Annotated in this window: 22 protein-coding genes and 2 tRNA genes; 13 read left to right on the forward strand and 11 right to left on the reverse strand. The window is 55.6% G+C overall.

The window, feature by feature from the left end:
* Positions 1–2: 2 nt before the first annotated feature.
* The 3 genes from ACLGE8_RS22355 to orn form a co-directional block, all read right to left on the reverse strand.
* A tRNA-Gly gene (locus tag ACLGE8_RS22355) sits at positions 3–78 on the reverse strand.
* Between the two features lie 34 nt (positions 79–112).
* Positions 113–188 (reverse strand) — tRNA-Gly (locus ACLGE8_RS22360).
* 180 nt (positions 189–368) lie between these two features.
* On the reverse strand, positions 369–914 hold the full coding sequence (orn, locus tag ACLGE8_RS22365) for an oligoribonuclease (RefSeq protein ID WP_185669307.1): 546 nt from the start codon (positions 912–914) through the stop codon (positions 369–371).
* A 107-nt stretch (positions 915–1,021) separates the two neighbouring features.
* Between orn and rsgA the strand changes: the two genes are divergently transcribed.
* From rsgA to mscM, 3 genes are all read left to right on the forward strand, one after another.
* Complete coding sequence (gene rsgA / locus ACLGE8_RS22370; protein ID WP_411001297.1) at positions 1,022–2,077, forward strand: small ribosomal subunit biogenesis GTPase RsgA; 1,056 nt, start codon at positions 1,022–1,024, stop codon at positions 2,075–2,077.
* 120 nt (positions 2,078–2,197) lie between these two features.
* Positions 2,198–3,214 (forward strand): archaetidylserine decarboxylase, encoded by a 1,017-nt coding sequence (asd, locus tag ACLGE8_RS22375; RefSeq protein WP_411001299.1) that lies wholly within the window; start codon positions 2,198–2,200, stop codon positions 3,212–3,214.
* Positions 3,215–3,234: 20 nt separating this feature from the next.
* Entirely contained in the window at positions 3,235–6,552 is a 3,318-nt protein-coding gene (gene mscM, locus ACLGE8_RS22380; protein WP_411001301.1) for a miniconductance mechanosensitive channel MscM, read from the forward strand.
* A 177-nt stretch (positions 6,553–6,729) separates the two neighbouring features.
* Here the strand turns inward: mscM and yjeM are convergent, their stop codons facing one another.
* Complete coding sequence (yjeM, locus tag ACLGE8_RS22385; protein ID WP_411001303.1) at positions 6,730–8,232, reverse strand: glutamate/gamma-aminobutyrate family transporter YjeM; 1,503 nt, start codon at positions 8,230–8,232, stop codon at positions 6,730–6,732.
* A gap of 214 nt (positions 8,233–8,446) precedes the next feature.
* Positions 8,447–9,424 carry an elongation factor P--(R)-beta-lysine ligase gene (gene epmA, locus ACLGE8_RS22390; protein ID WP_411001305.1) on the reverse strand — a complete coding sequence of 326 codons (978 nt, stop codon included), beginning with the start codon at positions 9,422–9,424 and terminating at the stop codon, positions 8,447–8,449.
* A gap of 310 nt (positions 9,425–9,734) precedes the next feature.
* Between epmA and frdA the strand changes: the two genes are divergently transcribed.
* Genes frdA through frdD form a run of 4 tightly spaced genes read left to right on the forward strand, consistent with a single transcriptional unit; the run spans position 9,735 to position 13,028 of the window.
* Positions 9,735–11,525 (forward strand): fumarate reductase (quinol) flavoprotein subunit, encoded by a 1,791-nt coding sequence (gene frdA, locus ACLGE8_RS22395; RefSeq protein WP_411001307.1) that lies wholly within the window; start codon positions 9,735–9,737, stop codon positions 11,523–11,525.
* Complete coding sequence (locus ACLGE8_RS22400; RefSeq protein ID WP_115074771.1) at positions 11,518–12,252, forward strand: succinate dehydrogenase/fumarate reductase iron-sulfur subunit; 735 nt, start codon at positions 11,518–11,520, stop codon at positions 12,250–12,252. Before frdA ends, ACLGE8_RS22400 begins: the two co-directional genes overlap by 8 nt.
* A gap of 10 nt (positions 12,253–12,262) precedes the next feature.
* Complete coding sequence (gene frdC, locus ACLGE8_RS22405; RefSeq protein WP_333012446.1) at positions 12,263–12,658, forward strand: fumarate reductase subunit FrdC; 396 nt, start codon at positions 12,263–12,265, stop codon at positions 12,656–12,658.
* A gap of 10 nt (positions 12,659–12,668) precedes the next feature.
* Positions 12,669–13,028, forward strand: coding sequence for a fumarate reductase subunit FrdD (gene frdD, locus ACLGE8_RS22410; protein WP_411001310.1), 360 nt, complete (start codon positions 12,669–12,671; stop codon positions 13,026–13,028).
* 130 nt (positions 13,029–13,158) lie between these two features.
* On the opposite strand, the gene sugE is transcribed toward frdD, so the two are convergent.
* The 3 genes from sugE to efp form a co-directional block, all read right to left on the reverse strand.
* Entirely contained in the window at positions 13,159–13,476 is a 318-nt protein-coding gene (gene sugE / locus ACLGE8_RS22415) for a quaternary ammonium compound efflux SMR transporter SugE (RefSeq protein ID WP_185669301.1), read from the reverse strand.
* A gap of 140 nt (positions 13,477–13,616) precedes the next feature.
* Positions 13,617–13,763 (reverse strand): lipoprotein toxin entericidin B, encoded by a 147-nt coding sequence (gene ecnB, locus ACLGE8_RS22420; protein ID WP_395596572.1) that lies wholly within the window; start codon positions 13,761–13,763, stop codon positions 13,617–13,619.
* A 182-nt stretch (positions 13,764–13,945) separates the two neighbouring features.
* A complete protein-coding gene (efp, locus tag ACLGE8_RS22425; RefSeq protein WP_411001312.1) occupies positions 13,946–14,512 on the reverse strand; it encodes an elongation factor P in 567 nt (188 codons plus the stop codon).
* Positions 14,513–14,552: 40 nt separating this feature from the next.
* Here efp and epmB point away from each other — a divergent pair, with 40 nt between their 5' ends.
* Together epmB and yjeJ are read left to right on the forward strand one after the other, a co-directional pair.
* Positions 14,553–15,581, forward strand: a complete 1,029-nt coding sequence (gene epmB / locus ACLGE8_RS22430; protein ID WP_411001314.1) for an EF-P beta-lysylation protein EpmB — start codon at positions 14,553–14,555, stop codon at positions 15,579–15,581.
* A gap of 202 nt (positions 15,582–15,783) precedes the next feature.
* On the forward strand, positions 15,784–16,287 hold the full coding sequence (yjeJ, locus tag ACLGE8_RS22435) for a YjeJ family protein (protein ID WP_411001328.1): 504 nt from the start codon (positions 15,784–15,786) through the stop codon (positions 16,285–16,287).
* A 43-nt stretch (positions 16,288–16,330) separates the two neighbouring features.
* On the opposite strand, the gene ACLGE8_RS22440 is transcribed toward yjeJ, so the two are convergent.
* Positions 16,331–16,684, reverse strand: coding sequence for a DUF4156 domain-containing protein (locus ACLGE8_RS22440; protein WP_411001316.1), 354 nt, complete (start codon positions 16,682–16,684; stop codon positions 16,331–16,333).
* 237 nt (positions 16,685–16,921) lie between these two features.
* On the opposite strand from ACLGE8_RS22440, the gene ACLGE8_RS22445 reads away from it, so the two are divergent.
* The 3 genes from ACLGE8_RS22445 to iadA are packed head-to-tail and all read left to right on the forward strand — an operon-like array spanning position 16,922 to position 19,218.
* Positions 16,922–17,584, forward strand: coding sequence for a nucleoside recognition domain-containing protein (locus tag ACLGE8_RS22445; protein ID WP_411001318.1), 663 nt, complete (start codon positions 16,922–16,924; stop codon positions 17,582–17,584).
* Positions 17,581–18,042, forward strand: coding sequence for a YjiG family protein (locus ACLGE8_RS22450; RefSeq protein WP_411001320.1), 462 nt, complete (start codon positions 17,581–17,583; stop codon positions 18,040–18,042). The genes ACLGE8_RS22445 and ACLGE8_RS22450 overlap by 4 nt, the downstream gene beginning before the upstream one ends.
* Before the next feature lie 9 nt (positions 18,043–18,051).
* On the forward strand, positions 18,052–19,218 hold the full coding sequence (gene iadA, locus ACLGE8_RS22455) for a beta-aspartyl-peptidase (protein ID WP_411001330.1): 1,167 nt from the start codon (positions 18,052–18,054) through the stop codon (positions 19,216–19,218).
* 76 nt (positions 19,219–19,294) lie between these two features.
* Here iadA and groL read toward each other — a convergent pair whose 3' ends face one another.
* Positions 19,295–20,941: a chaperonin GroEL gene (groL, locus tag ACLGE8_RS22460; protein ID WP_411001322.1), complete on the reverse strand. Its 1,647-nt coding sequence runs from the start codon at positions 20,939–20,941 to the stop codon at positions 19,295–19,297.
* A gap of 33 nt (positions 20,942–20,974) precedes the next feature.
* Positions 20,975–21,268, reverse strand: coding sequence for a co-chaperone GroES (locus ACLGE8_RS22465; protein WP_003855929.1), 294 nt, complete (start codon positions 21,266–21,268; stop codon positions 20,975–20,977).
* Positions 21,269–21,523: 255 nt separating this feature from the next.
* Here ACLGE8_RS22465 and yjeH point away from each other — a divergent pair, with 255 nt between their 5' ends.
* Positions 21,524–22,759, forward strand: a complete 1,236-nt coding sequence (gene yjeH / locus ACLGE8_RS22470; RefSeq protein WP_411001326.1) for an L-methionine/branched-chain amino acid transporter — start codon at positions 21,524–21,526, stop codon at positions 22,757–22,759.
* Positions 22,760–22,861: the final 102 nt, after the last annotated feature.

The raw sequence follows: 22,861 nt of genomic DNA on the forward strand, positions 1-22,861 counted from the left end.
TTTGGAGCGGGAAACGAGACTCGAACTCGCGACCCCGACCTTGGCAAGGTCGTGCTCTACCAACTGAGCTATTCCCGCTTGGGTGTGTCTACTGCAACTGCTTTCAAATTTTTGGAGCGGGAAACGAGACTCGAACTCGCGACCCCGACCTTGGCAAGGTCGTGCTCTACCAACTGAGCTATTCCCGCAAAATCTGGCAATTTTTGTTGCTGTCGTAATTCGCATTTCTGCTTCGTTACGGGAGGCGCATTATACGAGAATTCTTTCCCCCTGCAACCCCCCTTGAAGCGTTTTTTTAAAAAAATCGTTCAAGTGCTGGATAAATCGGCAAGTTGACTATTTTAGCGCCAATTCATCCCTTTAGCACGTTAAAGCTGAATAAAATGTTCGCGGTAGTAGGCCAGTTCCGCCACCGACTCACGAATATCGTCCATCGCCTGGTGAGTGCCCTGCTTTTTAAAGCCCGGCAGAATTTCCGGCTTCCAGCGACGCGCCAGCTCTTTCAGGGTGCTGACATCCAGATAGCGATAGTGGAAGTAGGATTCCAGCTCCGGCATGTATTTAAACAGGAAGCGACGATCCTGGCCGATACTGTTGCCGCAAATTGGTGATTTGCCTTCAGGCACCCATTGCTTTAAGAATTCCAGCGTCGCCAGCTCCGCTTCACGGTCGCCCATGGTGCTTGCCTTCACGCGTTCCACCAGGCCGCTACCGGTGTGGGTACGCACGTTCCAGTCATCCATCAACGCCAGCTGCGCATCAGATTGGTGAACGGCAATGGTCGGCCCTTCCGCCAGAATATTCAGCTGTGCATCGGTCACCAGCGTGGCGATCTCAATAATGCGATCGCGCTCGGGATCCAGACCCGTCATCTCCAGATCGATCCAAATCAGGTTGTTTTCATCTGCACTCATGCTATTTTCCACCCTTCTTGTCTAACCTGCCGCTGCGGGTTAACTAGTATTAATTAGCGTGTATCATAGAGGTTTTGCCCGATATGGGCGACCAGGAGTCAGCACGATTGAGTAAAAATAAACTCTCCAAAGGTCAGCAGCGCCGCGTTAAGGCGAACCACCAGCGCCGCCTCACAACAGCCGCGGAGAAGCCAGATTACGACGACAACCTGTTTGGCGAAGCCGCCGAAGGGGTGGTCATCAGCCGCTTTGGGATGCATGCCGACGTGGAATCCGTCGACGGCGAAACCCACCGCTGCAACATCCGCCGCACCATCCGTTCACTGGTCACCGGTGACCGCGTCGTGTGGCGTCCGGGTAAAACGGCCGCCGAAGGGGTGAACGTTAAAGGTATCGTTGAAGCGGTGCACGAGCGCACCTCGGTACTGACGCGCCCCGACTTTTACGACGGCGTGAAGCCAATTGCCGCCAACATCGATCAGATAGTCATTGTTTCTGCCATTTTGCCCGAGCTGTCGCTGAATATTATCGACCGTTATCTCGTTGCCTGCGAAACATTGAGCGTTGAGCCGCTGCTGGTACTGAACAAAATCGACCTGCTGGACGACGAAGGCATGGCGTTCGTCAACGAGCAGATGGATATCTACCGCAACATTGGCTACACCGTTCTGATGGCCTCCAGCCACACCCAGGACGGCTTAAAGCCGCTGGAAGCCGCGCTGACCAACCGCATCAGCATCTTTGCCGGGCAGTCTGGCGTGGGTAAATCCAGCCTGTTGAACGCCCTGCTGGGGCTTAACGACGACCGTATTCTGACCAACGACGTTTCCGATGTCTCCGGTCTGGGCCAGCACACCACTACCGCCGCACGTCTGTACCACTTCCCTCACGGCGGCGATGTGATCGACTCACCGGGGGTGCGTGAATTTGGCCTATGGCATCTTGAGCCGGAACAAATTACCAATGGTTTTGTCGAATTCCACGACTACCTTGGACACTGTAAGTATCGCGACTGTAAACATGATACTGACCCAGGCTGTGCTATCCGCGCAGCCGTTGAGGAAGGAAAGATTGCCGAGACTCGTTTCGAAAATTATCACCGCATTCTGGAAACCATGGCGCAGGTAAAAACGCGTAAAAACTTTTCAGACATAGATAATTGAGAACTATGATTTTGCCGACTGACATTTTCGTCAACAGTCGCTAGAATCGGCCGCTTTTCTTTTTAAGATCCGGCGCTCGTCGTCGGATCAGGATCGACACATAATGGCCTGGAGGCTACCTTGTTAAACTCGTTTAAACTTTCACTGCAATACATTCTGCCTAAACTGTGGCTTACGCGTCTCGCAGGCTGGGGTGCGAGCAAACGAGCGGGATGGCTGACTAAACTGGTTATCGATCTGTTCGTGAAGTTCTACAAGGTCGATATGAAAGAAGCGCAGAAGCCGGACACCGCCAGCTACCGCACCTTCAACGATTTCTTCGTTCGCCCACTGCGTGAAGATGCCCGTCCGGTGAACACCGACCCAAGCGTGCTGGTGATGCCGGCCGACGGCGTGATTAGCCAGCTTGGCGCGATTGAAGACGACAAAATTCTGCAGGCCAAAGGCCATAACTACTCGCTGGAAGCGCTGCTCGCGGGTAACTACATCATGGCTGACCTGTTCCGCAACGGCAGCTTCGCGACCACCTACCTGTCGCCGCGCGACTACCACCGCGTGCATATGCCATGCAACGGTATCCTGCGTGAAATGATTTACGTGCCGGGCGATCTGTTTTCCGTAAACCACCTGACCGCGCAGAACGTGCCGAACCTGTTTGCCCGTAACGAACGCGTTATCTGCCTGTTCGATACCGAGTTTGGCCCAATGGCGCAGATTCTGGTGGGTGCGACTATCGTGGGTAGCATCGAAACCGTCTGGGCAGGTACCGTGACGCCACCGCGCGAAGGCGTGATTAAGCGCTGGACCTACCCAGCGGGCGATCAGGAAGGTTCTGTGGCGCTGCTGAAAGGCCAGGAGATGGGCCGTTTCAAGCTGGGCTCTACGGTTATCAACCTGTTTGCACCGGGTAAAGTCACGCTGATGGAACAGCTGAAAAATCTGTCCGTTACTAAGCTTGGCGAGCCGCTGGCCATTTCCACCGAAGCTGTGGTTGAAGCTGAGGCTGCACCGGTTGTTGAGCCGGTTGCTGAACCCGTTATTGAGCCTGTTGCTGAGCCACAGGCAGAAGCGGTTGTTGAACCAGTTGTAGAGCAGGATGTCGCCCCGAAGGCAGACAACACGCAAGAAAAAAGCTAATCACACAATAAGGGTCTGACGTGCGCCTGATTATCACTTTACTGATGGCCTGGTGCCTCAGCCAGGGGGCGTACGCAGCGACGGCCCCCAACGCTCGACAAATCGCCCAGGAACTGGAACAGGCCAAGGCGGCAAAGCCCGCCCAGCCTGAAACCGTCGAAGCGTTACAAAATGCCCTGACCGCGCTCGAGGAGCAGAAAAGCTCTCTTGAGCGCGCCGCGCAGTACCAGCAGGTTATCGACAACTTCCCCAAACTCTCCCAGACGCTGCGTAATCAGCTCAACAACCTGCGCGACGATCCGCGCCAGGTGCCGGACGGCATGAGCACCGATGCGCTGAATCAGGAGATTTTGCAGGTCAGCAGCCAACTGCTGGAAAAAAGCCGCCTTGCCCAACAGGAGCAGGAGCGCGCCCGCGATATCGCCGACTCCCTGAACCAACTGCCCCAGCAGCAGACCGACGCGCGCCGCCAGCTCAATGACGTAGAGCGTCGCATCGGAACTCAGGCCGGTAATACGCCACTGGCACAGGCGCAAAGCCTCAACCTGCAGGCTGATTCCAGCAAGCTGAAAGCACTGGTCGATGAACTCGAACTGGCGCAACTCTCCGCCAATAACCGCCAGGAGTTAGCGCGCATGCGCTCGGAGCTGGCACAGAAGCAAAGCGAGCAGTTGGATGCCTATCTGCAAGCCCTGCGTAACCAGCTCAACAGCCAGCGTCAGCGCGAAGCCGAACGGGCGCTGGAAAGCACCGAACTGCTGGCAGAAAACAGCGAAAACCTGCCATCGGGTATCGTTGACCAGTTTAAGATTAACCGCGAGCTTTCCCTGGCGCTGAACCAGCAGGCTCAACGAATGGATCTGGTCGCTTCACAGCAGCGTCAAGCCGCCAACCAAACGCTACAGGTGCGCCAGGCCCTGAACACGCTGCGCGAGCAGTCACAGTGGCTGGGCTCGTCTAACCTGCTCGGTGAAGCGCTACGTGCTCAGGTAGCCCGCCTGCCGGAGATGCCAAAACCTCAGCAGCTTGATACCGAAATGGCCCAGCTGCGCGTGCATCGTCTGCGCTACGAAGACCTGCTGAACAAGCAGCCGCAGCTGCGCCAGATTCGTCAGGCCGACGGCCAGCCGTTGACTAGCGAAGAGAACCGCATTCTTGAAGCCCAGCTGCGCACCCAGCGCGAACTGCTCAACTCCCTGCTGCAGGGCGGCGACACCCTGATCCTCGAGCTGACTAAGCTGAAAGTCTCCAACAGCCAGCTGGAAGACGCGCTGAAAGAGGTCAACGAAGCCACCCACCGTTACCTATTCTGGACCTCTGACGTGCGGCCTATCGATTTCAGCTGGCCGATTGAAATCGTGCAGGACCTACGCCGCCTGATCTCGCTCGACACCTTTAGCCAGCTCGGCAAAGCCAGCATGATGATGCTCACCAGCCGCCAGACGCTGTTCCCGCTGTTTGGAGCGCTACTACTGGTCGGCTTCAGTATTAGTTCACGTAAGCACTTCACGCGTTTTCTGGAGCGTTCCAGCGCCCGCGTCGGTAAGGTCACCCAGGACCACTTCTGGCTGACCATGCGCACGGTCTTCTGGTCGATTCTGGTCGCCTCACCGCTGCCGGTGCTATGGGCAACGCTTGGCTATGGTTTGCAGGAGGCATGGCCCTTCCCGCTCGCGGTGGCCGTGGGCGATGGCGTCACCGCCACCGTACCGCTGCTATGGGTGGTGATGATCTGCGCGGCGTTTGCCCGCACCAACGGCCTGTTTATCGTCCATTTTGGCTGGCCGCAGCACCGCGTGGCCCGCGCCATGCGCTACTACCTGATGAGCATCGGGCTTATCGTGCCGCTGATTATGGCGCTGATCATGTTCGATAATCTCAACGATCGTGAGTTCTCCGCCTCGCTTGGCAGGCTGTGCTTTATCCTGATCTGCGGCGCGCTGGCGATGGTAACGTTGAGCCTGAAACGCGCCGGGATCCCGCTGTATCTCGATAAAAGCGGCAGTGGTGAAAACCGCGTTAACCTGCTGCTGTGGAACCTGATGATTGGCGCACCGCTGCTGGCAATTTTCACCGCGGCGGTGGGCTATCTTGCCACCTCGCAGGCGCTGCTGGCGCGTCTGGAAACCTCAGTCGCTATCTGGTTCCTGCTGCTGGTGCTTTATCACGTCATCCGGCGCTGGATGCTGATTCAGCGCCGCCGTCTGGCCTTTGACCGCGCCAAACACAAGCGTGCCGAAATGTTGGCACATCGCGCCCGTGGCGAAGAAGAAGCGCACACTACCAGTCTGGAAGGATCGGCCGAGCAGGAGGTGAGTGAAGTCAACCTCGATACCATCAGCGAGCAGTCGTTACGCCTGGTGCGTTCAATACTGATGCTGATTGCGCTGGTGTCGGTGATTATCCTGTGGTCGGAAATCCACTCAGCGTTTGGCTTCCTCGAGAACATTTCGCTGTGGGACGTCACCTCAACGGTACAGGGCGTTGAAAGCATCGAGCCGATTACCCTCGGCGCCGTGCTGATCGCGATTCTGGTGCTGATCATCACCACCCAGCTGGTGCGTAACCTCCCGGCACTGCTGGAACTGGCTATTCTGCAACATCTGGATTTAACGCCGGGGACCGGCTATGCCATCACCACCATCACTAAATATCTGCTGCTGTTGATAGGCGGGCTGGTTGGGTTCTCGATGATTGGCATTGAATGGTCGAAGCTGCAGTGGCTGGTCGCCGCACTCGGTGTCGGTCTCGGCTTTGGTTTGCAGGAAATTTTCGCCAACTTCATCTCCGGCCTGATTATTCTGTTTGAGAAGCCGATTCGTATTGGCGATACGGTCACCATTCGAGACCTGACCGGCAGCGTGACCAAAATCAACACCCGCGCCACCACCATCAGCGACTGGGACCGCAAAGAGATTATCGTGCCGAACAAGGCGTTTATCACCGAGCAGTTCATCAACTGGTCGCTATCGGATTCGGTTACGCGCGTGGTGTTAAGCATTCCTGCGCCGTCGGATGCTAACAGTGAAGAGGTGGCGCAGATCCTGCTGACCGCCGCGCACCGCTGTTCGCTGGTGATTGATAACCCGGCACCGGAAGCGTTTCTTGTGGATTTACAGCAGGGGATTCAGATTTTCGAGCTGCGTATCTACGCCGCCGAGATGGGTCACCGTATGCCGCTGCGCCATGAATTGCACCAGCTGATTCTGGCCGGTTTCCGCCAGCACGGTATCGATATGCCGTTCCCACCGTTCCAGATGCGTCTGGAGACCCTGGATGGCCGGAAAACGGGAAGAACGCTGACCTCCGCAGGCAAACGCCAGCCGGGAAGTTTGTAATACCTGAGTAGCCCGGACGAGGTGCGTAAGCACCGACTCCGGGGAAATCCCGGCGTCACTACGTTCGGCCGGGCTACGGTGTGGGTTTTGTAGGCCTGATAATCGTAGCGCTATCAGGCAATTCGATGCTGATTGCCGGATGGCGGCGTTGCCTTATCCGGCCTACAACGGCCCTATTTACTCTGCCACCAGAACGGGCTGACGGTTAATGCGGCGATGATAGTTCTCATAAATCGCCATCGCCAGCAGCGAGAAGAAGATTGGCCCACCGACCATCCACATTGCGCTACTCCAGTCCCCTGCTTCAATCACTGGCTGAATAATGGTGAAGATATTGGCGAAGGTCACGATCAGCACCACCACGCTGGTTGCCAGCAGAGTTGAGCCTTTATTTTTGAAAATCACAAACGGACGTTCGAGATCCATTTTGGCCTTAAAGAACGGGAAGGCCAGCGCCAGGAACAAGTACGGCAGGGTCATCGACACGTTCGCCATCAGCGTCAACTTGTTGTAGAACGCCGAGGCGGTATCGCCGCCAAACGACACCAGCAGAATAAACGCGCTCACCAGCAGGCACTGCATCCACATCGCGGTGGACGGCATACCGTTGGCATTCAGGCGGGTCATCGACGCTGGCCACAGCGCTTTTGGCGTACCCTGAATAATCGCCTTCAGCGGCGAGTAGCTTAGGGTGAAGAACGCGCCGGTGTAGGCGAGGAACATCGACAGGCCGGTAATACGCGCAAACCACACGCCTACGGTCGCCGCCACGTCCGGTGACAGGTGCATGGCGTTACCGAGCGTTGAGCCCAGGCTGGTCATCAGCACGTAGGTAATGTTGCCGAGGTTCACCGAACGGTCGCTCAGGATCTGCTGCCAGTTGGTGCTCACGCCCCACAGGAATATCGCCAGCGAATAACCGATAGAAATAACAATCGCCGCAAAAACAATTCCTTTGGCGAAGTTCTTTTCCGGTTTCTCGGTTTTATCCACCAGACCGCCAACGGCTTCAATACCGCCGTAAGCAAAAATAGCGAATACCACAAACGATAATACCGCTAACCCGGATTGATAACCTGGGTTAGGCGAGGTGGTAAAATTAAGTGGCTGAGCAAAGTGGCCGCCATTTAATAACAAAATGGCAATACTCACTAACAATAAAACTAAATTCAGACACATTACGGAAATACCGCCGACGGCGGTAATGCGGGCGATTTTATTAATACCTTTCGACGCCACCGTCGTCACCAGCACCATCCAGAACACTGCCAGCAGACCAACCACCTGGGTAGATTGCAGCCCCGCTACGCTCCAGTGCTGCGTCATATCTGTGCCGAACACGAAGGTAGAGAACGGCACCCACACCTTGGCAGAGGTACTGACCATCCAGACCACGTAGGAGGAGAACCACATAAAGGTGCCAATAAATGCATAGCGCGGACCAACGCTGTTATTCATCCAGGAATAGATCCCGCCCTCTTCTTTACGATAGGCTGAACCCATTTCCGCCATCATTAAAGCGAAGGGGATAAAGAATAAAAGCGCGGAAAATATATACCAGGTGATTGCGCTATAGCCCATCAGATAAAAGGCGGAGGGGCTATTGGCAAAGCCAAAGACTGACGTAAATATCATAAGGATGAGTCCTATCAGGCTCATCTTTTTAATTGATTGGGTCATATGACCTTCCCTTATTTCGGATCATTTTTTTTACACATCGACAGGGCACCGCGCTGCATGCTTGCGAAAGCAAGGCAACGGAAAATCGACGCGAGAAATTGCTGGCCGGATGATAACAAATAACCGGACGAATCTTGTGACCTTAAGAGGGAATTTGAAAATATATCACTAAGAATGGCGCAAAAAGCGCCATTTTATCTTTCAGGAGAGCGGGTTATGCACGATCGACGCTAAAGGCCAGCACCTCAGCCAGCGTTTCCGTCCCCAGCGCCAGCATGATCAGGCGGTCAACGCCCAGCGCCACGCCAGAACAATCCGGCAGGCCGGCAGTCAGCGCGTCCAGCAGATTTTGATCGATAGGCTGCTGCGGCAGGCCGCGCGCCGCACGTTTACGGTTATCCTGCTCGAAGCGCTGCTGCTGTTCACGCGCATCGGTCAACTCGTGGAAACCATTCGCCAGTTCAATACCCTTGAAGTAAACCTCGAAGCGTTCGGCCACGCGGTGGTCTTCAGCGCTAATCTGCGCCAGCGACGCCTGGCTTGCCGGGAAGTGATAAACGAAGGTTGGGCGGTCTTTACCGATGTGCGGCTCTACGCCGAAGGCAAACAGCAGCTGCAGCAGTGTGTCGCGGTCTTCTTCGGTATCGGCCACGTTGCTCAGGTCGAGCTTCGCCGCCACTTCACGCAGCTGCGTTTTATCGGCAGACAGCGGATCAATTTCCAGATGGCGCTGGAATGCCTGCTGATAGGAAAGGCTCTCTGCCGGCTGAGTTTCAAGCACCTGCTGTAGCAGATCGTCCACTTCATTGATCAGACGATACATATCAAAATGCGGGCGATACCACTCCAGCATGGTGAATTCCGGGTTATGGTGGCGACCCATCTCTTCGTTGCGGAAGCTACGGCAAAGCTGGAACACCGGGCCACACCCCGCCGCCAGCAGGCGCTTCATGTGGTATTCCGGGCTGGTCATCAGATACAGGTTCATTCCCTGGGAATGGCCTGGGCCAACAAAGCGAGTCTCAAACGGAACCAGATGAATGTCAGTTACCGTTGCCTGGCTCATACAAGGCGTCTCCACTTCCAGTACTCCACGGTCGGCGAAGAAACGGCGAATTTCCGCCATCAGCGCCGCACGCTTTAACAGGTTAGGGATGGATGCGCTCGGCTGCCAGGTTGCCGTCTCGCTCATGTTTTTTTCTCCGATTTCAGACAAGGGCACGAAGTCTACCCGCAAGTGATACACGACACAAATATTGCTCAATAATTTCCCCTATGGCCGGGGACAACATTTCTCTAATTAATTCCGCAATGTAATTCATCAGCTACAGTGATATTTAGCCGCACATAACGACAAAAAAATCGAACACATCAAATTTCCCCCACAACCCTACGGGTATACTGCTTTACCCATAAAGGAGCAGTGGAAACGTTTTTGCGCAGGCCACGTGATATCCCCCAACGCAGCCTGTTGTGAAATAACAAAAATCTGGAGGAATGTCGTGCAAACCTTTCAAGCCGATCTAGCCATTATTGGCGCAGGCGGGGCCGGGTTACGTGCTGCTATCGCAGCCGCTCAGGCCAACCCAAAAGCCAAAATCGCATTGATCTCAAAAGTTTATCCTATGCGCAGCCATACGGTGGCCGCAGAAGGTGGCTCCGCCGCCGTCGCACAGGACCATGATAGCTTCGAATACCATTTTCACGACACCGTCGCCGGTGGCGACTGGCTTTGCGAGCAGGATGTCGTCGATTACTTCGTCCATCATTGCCCAACCGAAATGACCCAGCTCGAACAGTGGGGCTGTCCGTGGAGCCGCCGTCCTGACGGCAGCGTCAACGTTCGCCGCTTCGGCGGAATGAAGATTGAACGCACCTGGTTTGCCGCCGATAAGACCGGCTTCCACATGCTGCATACCCTGTTCCAGACCTCCCTTCAGTTCCCGCAAATCCAACGCTTTGATGAGCACTTCGTTCTCGATATTTTGGTCGATGACGGTCAGGCTCGCGGCCTGGTAGCGATGAACATGATGGAAGGCACGATGGTGCAAATTCGCGCCAACGCGGTGGTGATGGCCACCGGCGGCGCAGGCCGCGTCTATCGCTACAACACCAACGGCGGCATCGTCACCGGTGACGGCATGGGCATGGCGCTGAGCCACGGCGTTCCGCTGCGCGACATGGAATTTGTTCAGTATCACCCAACCGGCCTGCCGGGCTCGGGCATCCTGATGACCGAAGGCTGCCGCGGTGAAGGTGGTATTCTGGTCAACAAAAACGGCTATCGCTACCTGCAGGATTACGGCATGGGCCCGGAAACCCCGCTCGGCGAGCCGAAAAACAAATATATGGAACTGGGTCCACGCGACAAAGTCTCCCAGGCCTTCTGGCACGAATGGCGCAAAGGCAATACCGTGCCAACGCCGCGCGGCGACGTGGTCTACCTCGACCTGCGCCACCTCGGCGAGAAAAAATTGCTGGAACGTCTGCCGTTCATCTGCGAACTGGCGAAAGCCTACGTGGGCGTTGACCCGGTAAAAGAGCCAATTCCGGTTCGTCCAACCGCGCACTACACCATGGGCGGTATCGAAACCGACCAGCAGTGTGAAACCCGTATTAAAGGGCTGTTTGCCGTCGGCGAATGTTCCTCTGTCGGGCTGCACGGCGCCAACCGTCTGGGCTCCAACTCGCTGGCTGAACTGGTGGTCTTTGGCCGCATGGCCGGTGAGCAGGCCATCGCCCGCGCGGCAACGGCCGGTGAAGCCAACGGCAGCGCGCTGGACGCGCAGGTTAGCGACATCGAAAACCGCCTGAAAGCGCTGGTGAATCAGGAAGGCAGCGAAAACTGGTCGAAGATCCGCGATGAGATGGGTCTGTCGATGGAAGAAGGCTGCGGCATTTACCGTACGCCGGAACTGATGCAGAAAACCATCGATAAGCTGGCGGAACTGCAGGAACGCTTCAAGCGCGTGCGCATTACCGACACCTCCAGCGTCTTCAACACCGACCTGCTGTACACCATCGAGCTGGGCCACGGCCTGAACGTAGCCGAATGTATGGCGCACTCCGCCATGGCGCGTAAAGAGTCCCGCGGCGCGCACCAGCGTCTGGACGAAGGCTGCACCGAACGTGACGACGTCAATTTCCTCAAGCATACCCTCGCCTTCCGCGACGCCGACGGCACTACGCGCCTCGACTACAGCGATGTGAAGATAACGACCCTGCCACCGGCAAAACGCGTCTACGGCGCGGAAGCCGAAGCGGCCGAGAAGAAGGAGACGGCGAATGGCTGAGATGCAGAATTTAAAAATTGAGATTGTGCGCTACAACCCGGAAGTGGATAGCGCACCGCACAGCGCCTTCTATGAAGTGCCTTACGATGAGCAGACCTCGCTGCTCGATGCCCTGGGCTACATCAAAGATAACCTCGCGCCAGACCTGAGCTACCGCTGGTCCTGCCGTATGGCTATCTGTGGCTCCTGCGGCATGATGGTCAACAAGGTGCCGAAGCTTGCCTGTAAAACCTTCCTGCGTGAATACACCAAGGGAATCAAGGTCGAGGCGCTGGCAAACTTCCCCATCGAGCGCGATCTGGTGGTCGATATGACCCACTTTATCGAGAGCCTGGAAGCGATTAAGCCGTATATCATCGGTAACCCGCGCACACCGGATCAAGGGCCTAACACCCAGACCCCAGCGCAGATGGCGAAGTACCACCAGTTCTCCGGCTGCATCAACTGCGGCCTGTGCTATGCCGCCTGCCCGCAGTTCGGCCTGAACCCAGAGTTCATCGGCCCGGCGGCGATTACCCTCGCGCATCGTTACAACGAAGACAGCCGCGACCACGGTAAGAAAGAGCGCATGGCGCAACTGAACGGCCAGAACGGCGTCTGGACCTGTACGTTTGTTGGCTACTGCTCCGAAGTGTGCCCGAAACACGTCGACCCGGCAGCCGCCATTCAGCAGGGCAAAGTGGAAAGCTCGAAAGACTTTCTTATCGCTACCCTGAAACCACGCTAAGGAGTGCATGATGACGACTAAACGCAAACCCTATGTACGGCCAATGCCGTCCACCTGGTGGAGAAAGCTGCCGTTTTATCGCTTCTATATGCTGCGTGAAGGGACGGCGGTGCCGACGGTGTGGTTCAGCATCGTGCTGATTTACGGCCTGTTCGCACTGAAACACGGCGCAGAAAGCTGGGCGGGCTACGTCGGCTTTCTGCAAAACCCGGTGGTGGTGGTGCTGAACCTGATTACCCTGGCCGCCGCACTGCTACATACCAAAACCTGGTTTGAGCTGGCACCGAAGGCTGCCAACATCATCGTTAAAAGCGAAAAAATGGGGCCAGAGCCGATTATCAAAGGGCTCTGGGTGGTTACCGCGGTAGTCAGCGTGGTGATTCTGTTTGTCGCGTTGTTCTGGTAAGGAGACTGGTATGATTAACCCGAACCCAAAACGTTCCGATGAACCGGTATTCTGGGGTCTGTTTGGCGCAGGCGGCATGTGGGGCGCGATTATTGCCCCGGTCATCGTGCTGCTGGTCGGCGTGCTGCTGCCGTTAGGCCTGGCACCGGCCGATGCATTCAGCTACGAACGGGTACTGGGCTTTGCCCACAGCCTGATTGGCCGCGCGTTTATCTTCCTGATGATCGTGCTGCCGCTGTGGTGCGGCCTGCACCGCATTCACCATGCGATGCATGACCTGAAGATCCACGTCCCGAACGGGAAATGGGTGTTCTACGGTCTGGCAGCGATTCTGACGGTGGTCACGCTGATCGGTGTGCTGTTTATTTAATCTCATTGGCGCTGCGCAGGGTCTGTAGGCCTGATAAGCGCAGCGCCATCAGGCACTCCGGCGCGCATTGCCGGATGGCGGTTACGCCTTATCCGGCCTACGTAGCCTCATGTCCGAGGCTTTTCGGCCATTAATGTGCACTCATCTTTAAGCCAATAATTCCCATCACAATCAGCGCCAGGCTGGCGATGCGCATCGGGCTTGCCGACTCACCCAACAGCAGAATGCCGGTAATTGCCGCGCCGACCGCACCAATCCCCGTCCATACCGCATAGGCCGTTCCCACCGGCAGGCTTTTCATCGCCCACGACAGCAGCGCCATGCTGGCAATCATCGCCACAATGGTAATCACGCTTGGTACCAGGCGGCTAAAACCATGAGTATATTTCAGGCCAACGGCCCAGACGACTTCCAGCAGGCCAGCAATAAAGAGAATTAACCAGGACATATCAGGCTCCATAACGATGGGGCCGTCCCCGGTTGAGATACGCTTACGGGTCGTCCCGCAAGGTGTTGGAAAGCATAACGGGGGGATTATAGGCGTTGAAAAACGGCGGTACAACCGCTTGTTGTACCGCCAGATTCAATTTACTGCTGCGCTTTGGTTGCGGCTCCAGAAATGGCATTACCGCCATCTGAAATATCCTGACCAACACCGCGAGTGGTATTACAGGCAGTCAACGCTGAGGAGAGAACCAGAACCGTAAAAAATGCTGCGATCGCTTTTTTCACCATAATGTCATCCTTAAGAGTCAGTTTTAATTATCTTGCTCCATAAGCATAGACAACTTCACTCAGGATGTTGGATGTAAGCGTTTTTTTCGGAAGAAGACGAAGCGGGAAAGACAGAAGATTGGATCGAACGGGGGAAAAGGCTGGCGCAGCATCACTGCTGCGCCGGGCGATCAAAGCATGAATTACTTCACGCGAGATACATATTCGCCGGAGCGGGTATCCACTTTAATCACTTCGCCAATCTGAACGAACAGTGGAACTTTAACCACTGCGCCAGTGGACAGGGTAGCTGGTTTGCCGCCAGTACCTGCGGTATCGCCTTTCAGGCCTGGATCGGTTTCAATGATTTCCAGCTCAACGAAGTTCGGTGGAGTCACGGCGATAGGCTGGCCGTTCCACAGGGTCACGATGCACTCAGCCTGATCCAGCAGCCATTTAGCGTTTTCGCCAACCGCTTTCTCATCGGCAGCCAGCTGCTCGAAGGTTTCGTTGTTCATGAAGTGCCAGAATTCACCGTCGGTGTACAGGAAGGTGAGGTTCATGTCGGCAACGTCTGCGCCTTCAGCGGAGTCGGTAGACTTGAAGGTTTTCTCTACGCGAGTACCGGTCAGCAGGCGGCGCAGCTTAACGCGTGCGAATGCCTGACCTTTACCCGGCTTAACGAATTCACTGGCTTCAACCGCGTACGGTTCGCCGTCCATCATGATTTTAAGACCAGCACGAAAATCGTTGCTATAGTAAGTCGCCATAAGGCCCTCTGAAATTGTTAAATGGTAGCTAAGCCACAAAATGGCGCATATTGTAACCCTAAATACCCCATCCAGAGAAGATTGGTTGATGCAACTTGCCGATGTTCTCACCGATCCGGATGAACTATTACGTCTTCTGAATATAGACGCTGATGAAAATCTGCTCGCTGGCCGTGAGGCTAAGCGCCTGTTTGCCCTGCGCGTTCCGCGCGCATTTGTGGCGCGCATGGAGAAAGGTAACCCCAACGATCCGCTTTTACGTCAGGTACTTACCTCACAGGAAGAGTTTATCGCCGCCCCTGGTTTTTCCACCGATCCGCTGGAAGAACAGCACAGCGTGGTGCCTGGCCTGCTGCATAAGTACCATAACCGTGCGTTATTGCTGGTAAAAGGCGGCTGCGCGGTAAATTGCCGTTATTGCTTCCGTCGTCACTTCCCGTACGCCGAGAACCAGGGCAATAAGCGGAACTGGCAGGCCGCGCTGGACTACGTCAGTGCGCATCCGGAACTCGACGAGATCATTTTCTCCGGCGGCGATCCGCTGATGGCAAAAGATCACGAACTGGACTGGCTGCTCACCCAACTAGAAGCCATTCCGCACATCAAGCGCCTGCGTATCCATAGCCGCTTGCCGATCGTCATTCCGGCTCGCATTACCGACACGCTGGTCAACCGCTTTGCGAATTCATCGCTGCAGATCCTGCTGGTGAACCATATCAACCACGCCAACGAGATTGACGATGCTTTCCGCCATGCGATGGCACAACTGCGCCGCGTGGGCGTAACGCTACTCAACCAAAGCGTGCTGCTGCGCGGCGTGAACGATAATGCCCAAACCCTGGCAAACCTCAGCAACGCGCTGTTTGATGCCGGCGTGATGCCGTACTACCTGCACGTGCTGGATAAAGTTCAGGGCGCGGCCCACTTCCTCGTCAGCGATGACGAGGCGCGCGAAATTATGCGCGAACTGCTCACGCTTATCTCCGGCTATATGGTGCCGAAACTGGCGCGAGAAATTGGCGGCGAGCCAAGTAAAACGCCGCTGGATCTCCAGCTACGTCAGCGATAAATGAGATAAAGAGGCAGACTTCGGTCTGCCTCTTTTTTTGAACATCATAACGTTCTGTGTTATTTGAACAATTCACATAGCCATTAAAAACAAACAAAATCAATAAGTTAAATGGATTTACTTAACTAAAAAATGGTTAAGGAGAACCGTTTGTCTCTTTCCATCAAAGGTATTAACGCAGGCGTTATTCATCAGGATAATAATTTCATTGCACTCCGGCAAAACAGTGGAACTGACGGTCGGCCTGCTGCAAATTGAACTGCTGGTCAGCGTGATGATCCATTCCCTCAATAATGCGGGTATGAAGGAGCTGGCGCTTCGCCTCTCTTCTATTCTGGATTTTCTACCGCTGTATGATGTGGACTGCAATGCTGGCGGCAATCTGGAATATGACTCTTACGACCATCCGGCCTGGAAACGAGAGCTGTTCACTCACAATCTGGCGGTCATTTATCGTTACAACGATGAAGATGGGAAAGCACAGTTTAGCGGGACGATGATTAAAACACGCGCTAAGCCGGGGGCTGAAGGCGTAGAAGCCGTGACCCGTCGCCTGTTAGATTTCAGCCCAAGGCTGAAAAAAATCGCGGGCATGCCGTGCCAGGTGTTTGTCAGCGCACTCCCTTCTGACAAACAAAAAACCTTCACGCCAGATGCCTGTATGCAGGTGCTGTATCAACTACAGCAAAAAGTGGAAAAAACCTGACGTACTACGCCCCCGGTATACTAGCGGGGGCGCTACACGTGGCTCAGTTCGGGCACTTATAAACCTGGCCGTTCATTTCGCTGTCGGTCGGCACGAAGCTTGAGAGCATGCCTTGCGTTGGGCTGCTCACGCCATAAATCACGTTTCCGCCCATTTCAGCGGCATGGTTACGCAGCGCATTTGCCGCACCGCGCATAGAGCCGCCTTCCGCGCCCTGCTGCCCAGACAGCCAGTTACTCTGCGCCCCGGTCGCCGTACCCAGCAGTTGACACTCCGCGCTCGGTTTCTCTTCTACAAAGCGCACGTTCTGGCCGCCAGAGGTCAGTTCCGTGGTTGAGCTACAGCCGGCCAGCAGCAGCGCCGCACCAACGATCCCTGCCAAATATTTTACCTGCATGTTATTCCCCATAATCAATGAGCTGGACGCAAGTCGTCCGTGTGTAAACCTTATACTAAAAAGATGACCAAAAGAGAATTCCCCATATGGTTTTGCAACGGATATGACAACTCCTTTGATCCCTGCCATCTAAATGTATTCCGATAATCGCCCCGGGTTATCGTCTTTGGCCTCGATATGGTTTTAGTGTTGCCAGGTGCTGTGTGATGCACGGCGTTAATAAACCAAGGAGGCAACATGAGTAAAAGATCCTCAGGAGAGGAAAAAGTAACGTGGGTGGGTTATTTCGTTTTCGTGCTGACCATCATATTTTTCTCGGGCTGCTTTGCGAAAAGCACCGAGTGGTGGCGCGTTTTTGACTTTACGGTGCTGAACGGCAGTTTTGGACAGGTTAATGCAGCGGGACAAAACGCGCTCTCTTTCCGGGGAGTGGGTGGCGTGGGCGCCAAAGATGGTTTCCTGTTTGCCCTTGAACTCGCGCCATCGGTCATTTTATCGCTGGGTATCATCTCGGTTACTGAAGGGTTGGGTGGGCTTCGCGCCGCGCAACAGCTGATGACCCCCATTCTCCGCCCCATACTGGGCATCCCCGGGATCTGCTCGCTAGCACTTATCGCCAATCTACAAAATACCGATGCGGCAGCAGGCATGACGAAAGAGCTCGCCGATGAAGGGGCCATCAGCGATCAAGAACGCGCGATTTTCGCTACCTTCCAGACCAGCGGAAGCGCCATTATCACCAACTACTTCTCCTCTGGTGCGGCGCTGTTTGCGGTCATTAGCGTGCCGGTGATAGCACCGTTAGTTGTCATTCTGGTCTTTAAATTTATCGGCGCCAATTTCCTGCGTTTGTGGATAGCACGCTGTGAAAACCGCGCGCATAAGGAGGCAAAAGAATGACGACGTTGCCGCGTAAAAACATTATGGATTTGTTTATCGACGGTGCCCGCCGTGGGTTTACCATTGCTACCACCAGCCTGTTACCCAACGTGGTGATGGCATTCGTCATCATTCAGGCGCTCAAGGTCACCGGGCTACTGGATATCGTCGGCAAAGTCTGTGAACCCATCATGGCGCTGTGGGGATTACCGGGGGTCGCCGCCACGGTGCTGCTCGCCTCAGTGATGAGTATGGGCGGAGGCGTCGGCGTATGCGCAAGCCTGGTGGTTGCCGGCACGCTCAGCGGCCATGATGCCACCGTGCTTCTGCCCGCTATTTATCTGATGGGCAACCCGGTACAAAATACCGGTCGTTGTCTGGGCACCGCAGGCGTGAACCCCAAATATTATCCGCATATCATCGCCATCTGTATCACTAACGCCCTGCTCTCCATGTGGGTGATGCAGATACTTTTCTAAGGAAGAATGATGAATTTCTCTTTACTGGAGCCGCGTTTATTTCGCAACGCGCACCTCTTCGCGCCTGAAGATCGCGGGATGTGCGATCTCCTCGTCGCCGGGGGAAAAATTATCGCCATTGAACAAGCTGGCGCAGAAATCGCCCTGCCGGATTGCCCGATAAGCGACCTTAACGGGGCGACCGTTTGCCCTGGCTTTATCGACCAGCACGTGCATTTAATTGGCGGTGGCGGTGAGGCTGGTCCTCATACGCGGACCCCGGAAGTACGCCTGTCGAAGCTTGTCGCTGCCGGGATCACCTCGGTCGTTGGCTTACTCGGCACCGACGGCGTGACGCGTCATCCAGAGTCGCTGCTGGCCAAGACCCGCGCGCTGGAGTACGAAGGAATAAGCGCCTGGATGCTGACCGGGGCTTATGGGCTTCCGTCGCCCACCCTAACCGGCAGCGTCGAAAAAGACGTAGCGCTTATCGACAAAGTCATTGGCGTCAAATGTGCGATTTCCGACCACCGCTCATCGGCACCGACGTCCGCACAACTCGCCACGATGGCAGCACAATCGCGGGTTGGCGGCCTGCTGGGAACCAAAGCCGGGATTTCCGTTTTTCATATGGGTAACAGCCCTCGTGAACTGGAACCCATCTATGACATATTGCATCATGCCGATGTCCCGATAACCAAACTGCTTCCAACCCACGTTAATCGCGCTCAGTCGCTGTTTCTTGCCGCCCTGCGCTTTGCCCGGGAAGGCGGGTACATCGATATCACCAGCAGCATCGACGAGCCTATCGACCCAGCAAGCGCCATTATGATGGCCCGGGAAGGCAATGTTCCCTCATCAAGAGTAACGCTAAGTTCAGACGGTAACGGGAGCCAGCCGAACTTTGATGCCGATGGCAACCTGATAGGCATCGGCGTCGCCGGGTTTGAATCACTGCTGGAAACGTTACAGAAGTTGGTGAAACAGCATCATCTTCCGCTGGAAGAGGCACTGTTGCCGCTCACCCGTAACGTGGCGGAATTTCTCGGGTTTACTCATAAGGGACGACTATCGCCAGGCTGTGATGCCGACTTTATCGTTCTGGACGAGGGACTGCGCATTCAGGAAGTATGGGCGAAGGGAAAACAGATGGTGCGCGACGGTAAAGCCTGCGTTAAAGGCACTTTCGAGGAATAACGCCCCAGCACATAAAGAAAAACCCCCGAACATTTCTGCTCGGGGGTTTCTTGATGCTATGGGGTATAGCGCACGATTACATCATGCCGCCCATACCGCCCATGCCACCCATGCCGCCAGCTGCGCCTAAATCAGGAGCGTCGCCTTTTGGCAGGTCGGTCACCATGCACTCGGTGGTGATCATCAGACCCGCAACGGATGCCGCGTACTGCAGAGCAGAACGGGTAACTTTGGTTGGGTCCAGAATACCGAAGTCGATCATGTTGCCGTATTCTTCAGTTGCGGCGTTGTAACCGTAGTTACCTTCACCCGCTTTCACGTTGTTCGCAACCACAGACGGCTCTTCACCGGCGTTGGAAACGATCTGACGCAGCGGTGCTTCCATTGCGCGCAGCGCAACTTTGATACCAACGTTCTGATCTTCGTTCTGAGCAGTCAGGCCAGCCAGTTTAGCGGCTACGCGAACCAGCGCTACACCACCACCAGCAACCACGCCTTCTTCTACCGCAGCACGGGTCGCGTGCAGGGCATCGTCAACGCGAGCTTTCTTCTCTTTCATTTCAACTTCGGTAGCTGCACCGACTTTGATTACCGCAACGCCGCCAGCCAGTTTCGCTACGCGTTCCTGCAGTTTTTCACGGTCGTAGTCAGAAGTTGCTTCTTCAATCTGTTTGCGGATCTGAGTCACACGACCCTGGATCGCCGCTTCTTCACCCACGCCATCGATGATGGTGGTGGTGTCTTTGTTGATCACAACGCGTTTAGCCTGACCCAGGTCTTCCAGGGTTGCTTTTTCCAGCTCCATACCGATCTCTTCAGAGATAACGGTACCGCCGGTCAGGGTTGCGATGTCCTGCAGCATAGCTTTACGACGGTCGCCGAAGCCAGGTGCTTTAACAGCAGCGACTTTCACGATACCGCGCATGGTGTTAACCACCAGAGTAGCCAGCGCTTCGCCTTCAACGTCTTCAGCGATGATAACCAGTGGTTTGCCTGCTTTCGCAACGGCTTCCAGCACTGGCAGCATTTCGCGGATGTTGGAAACTTTTTTGTCAGCCAGCAGGATGAACGGGCTTTCCAGCTCAACAGCACCAGTCTCTGGTTTGTTGATGAAGTATGGGGACAGGTAGCCACGGTCGAACTGCATACCTTCAACCACGTCCAGTTCGTCTTCCAGACCGGTACCGTCTTCAACGGTGATCACGCCTTCTTTACCGACTTTATCCATCGCTTCTGCGATCAGTTTACCTACGGTTTCGTCGGAGTTAGCGGAGATGGTACCAACCTGAGCAATCGCTTTAGAGTCGGAGCAAGGTACGGACAGCGCTTTCAGCTCTTCAACTGCAGCCAGAACGGCTTTGTCGATACCGCGCTTCAGGTCCATTGGGTTCATGCCCGCAGCAACGGCTTTCAGGCCTTCTGCGATAATAGCCTGAGCCAGTACGGTCGCGGTGGTGGTACCGTCGCCTGCAGCGTCGTTCGCTTTAGAGGCAACTTCTTTCACCATCTGTGCGCCCATGTTTTCGAACTTGTCTTCCAGCTCGATTTCACGTGCTACGGATACGCCATCTTTGGTGATGGTTGGCGCGCCGAAGGATTTGTCCAGAACCACGTTACGGCCTTTCGGGCCCAGGGTTACTTTAACTGCATCTGCCAGTACGTTAACGCCGCGCAGCATTTTTACACGAGCGTCGTTACCAAATTTTACGTCTTTAGCTGCCATTTCTTCTATTCCTCAAATTCGTTCGCGCGTTGCTTACGCTTCAACAATTGCCAGGATGTCGCTTTCAGACATGATCAACACTTCTTCATTGTCGATCTTCTCAGATTTCACGCCGTAGCCATCGTTGAAAATCACGATGTCACCAACTTTAACGTCCAGCGGCTGCACGGTCCCGTTTTCCAGGATGCGGCCCTTACCGACAGCGATGATTTCGCCACGAGTTGATTTTGCTGCCGCAGAACCGGTCAGAACGATGCCGCCAGCAGATTTGGTTTCAACTTCTTTGCGTTTGACGATCACACGATCATGTAACGGACGAATACTCATTGATAGCTCTCCTTCGAGAAAGTCATTATCACTTATGGGCGATGCCGGGCCGTAAGCGGTTTTCCGGCTAGTGCCTGAGAGATGGGGATGGTTATTTTGCCCTTCAAGGGGGCACCCTAAAAAAAATTTCATCCGGCGACGCAATCGCGATAAATCGCTGAATTCCCAACGTAGAACAGCACAATGACGCGGGGCCGCCGGGAGAGGGGATATGGTAACATTTTGCTCTTTTTTGCAAGGGTGTGGACGAGGGACATGGCGGGACTTAAACAAGAGCTCGGGTTAGCTCAGGGAGTAGGATTACTATCGACGTCACTGCTCGGCACCGGCGTCTTTGCCGTGCCGGCGCTGGGCGCGCTGGTTGCCGGTAACAACAGTCTATGGGCCTGGCCCGCATTAATTGTGCTGGTCTTTCCGGTCGCTATCGTTTTTGCCCTCCTCGGCCGACACTTCCCCAGCGCGGGAGGCGTGGCGCACTTCGTCGAGATGGCCTTTGGCCCTCGCCTCGCCCGCGTCACCGGCTGGCTGTTCCTCTCCGTTATCCCGGTTGGCCTACCCGCCGCGCTGCATATTGCCTCCGGCTTTACCCAGGCGCTGTTCGGCTGGCATGACTGGCAACTGCTGATGGCGGAGGTCGCCACGCTGGCGATCGTCTGGTGGCTGGGCTCACGCGGTGCCAGCTCCAGCGCTAATTTGCAGACGCTGGTCGCCATTCTGATTGTTGCCCTGCTGGCCGCTATTTGGGTCTATGGCGATATCTCCGTAAAAGCGATCCCCTTCCCGGCCCTGCCCGATGTCGACAGCTCGCAGCTTTTCGCCGCGCTGTCGGTGATGTTCTGGTGCTTTGTCGGCCTGGAGGCGTTTGCCCATATGGCCTCGGAATTCCGCAACCCGGAGCGCGACTTCCCGCGCGCGCTGATTATCGGCCTGCTGCTGGCAGGCGTGGTCTACTGGGCCTGTACCGTGTTGGTGCTGCACTTCCACGCCTACGGTGCCGCCAATACCGCAGCAGCCTCGCTGCCGACCATCGTGGTGCAGCTATTCGGCGTGAAGGCGCTGTGGGTAGCGAGCGTGGTCGGTTTTCTCGCCTGCTTCGCCAGCCTCAATATCTACATCCAGAGCTTCGCCCGCCTGGTGTGGTCGCAGGCGCAGTCGAAGCCGGATAGCTATCTGGCGCGCCTCTCGCCGGGGCTGGTGCCGCGCAATGCCTTGAGCGTGGTGATTGGCAGTTGCATGGTGAGTACGCTCGCCAGCTACTGGCTGAACATCAACCTCGATGCGCTGATCGTCTATGCCAACGGCATCTTTATTATGATTTATCTGCTGTGCATGCTGGCAGGGTGCCGGTTGTTGAGCGGGCGCTACCGTGCATTATCCGTCGTGGGCGTGGCGCTGTGCGTGCTGTTGCTGTCGATGGTGGGATGGAAGAGCCTGTACGCGATCGTGATGCTGGCGGCGCTGTGGGTGCTGCTGCCGAAAAGGAAGGCCTAGCGCCATCAGTGACTAGTCCTGATATAGGTTGACAGTTTTCTGTCGATAAAACGCCTGATGAACGTCATCGGGCGTTTTGTACTTCAGGGCCAGATGTGGCCG

The sequence above is a fragment of the Kluyvera sp. 142486 genome, from assembly GCF_046569695.1.
Lineage (GTDB): Bacteria > Pseudomonadota > Gammaproteobacteria > Enterobacterales > Enterobacteriaceae > Kluyvera.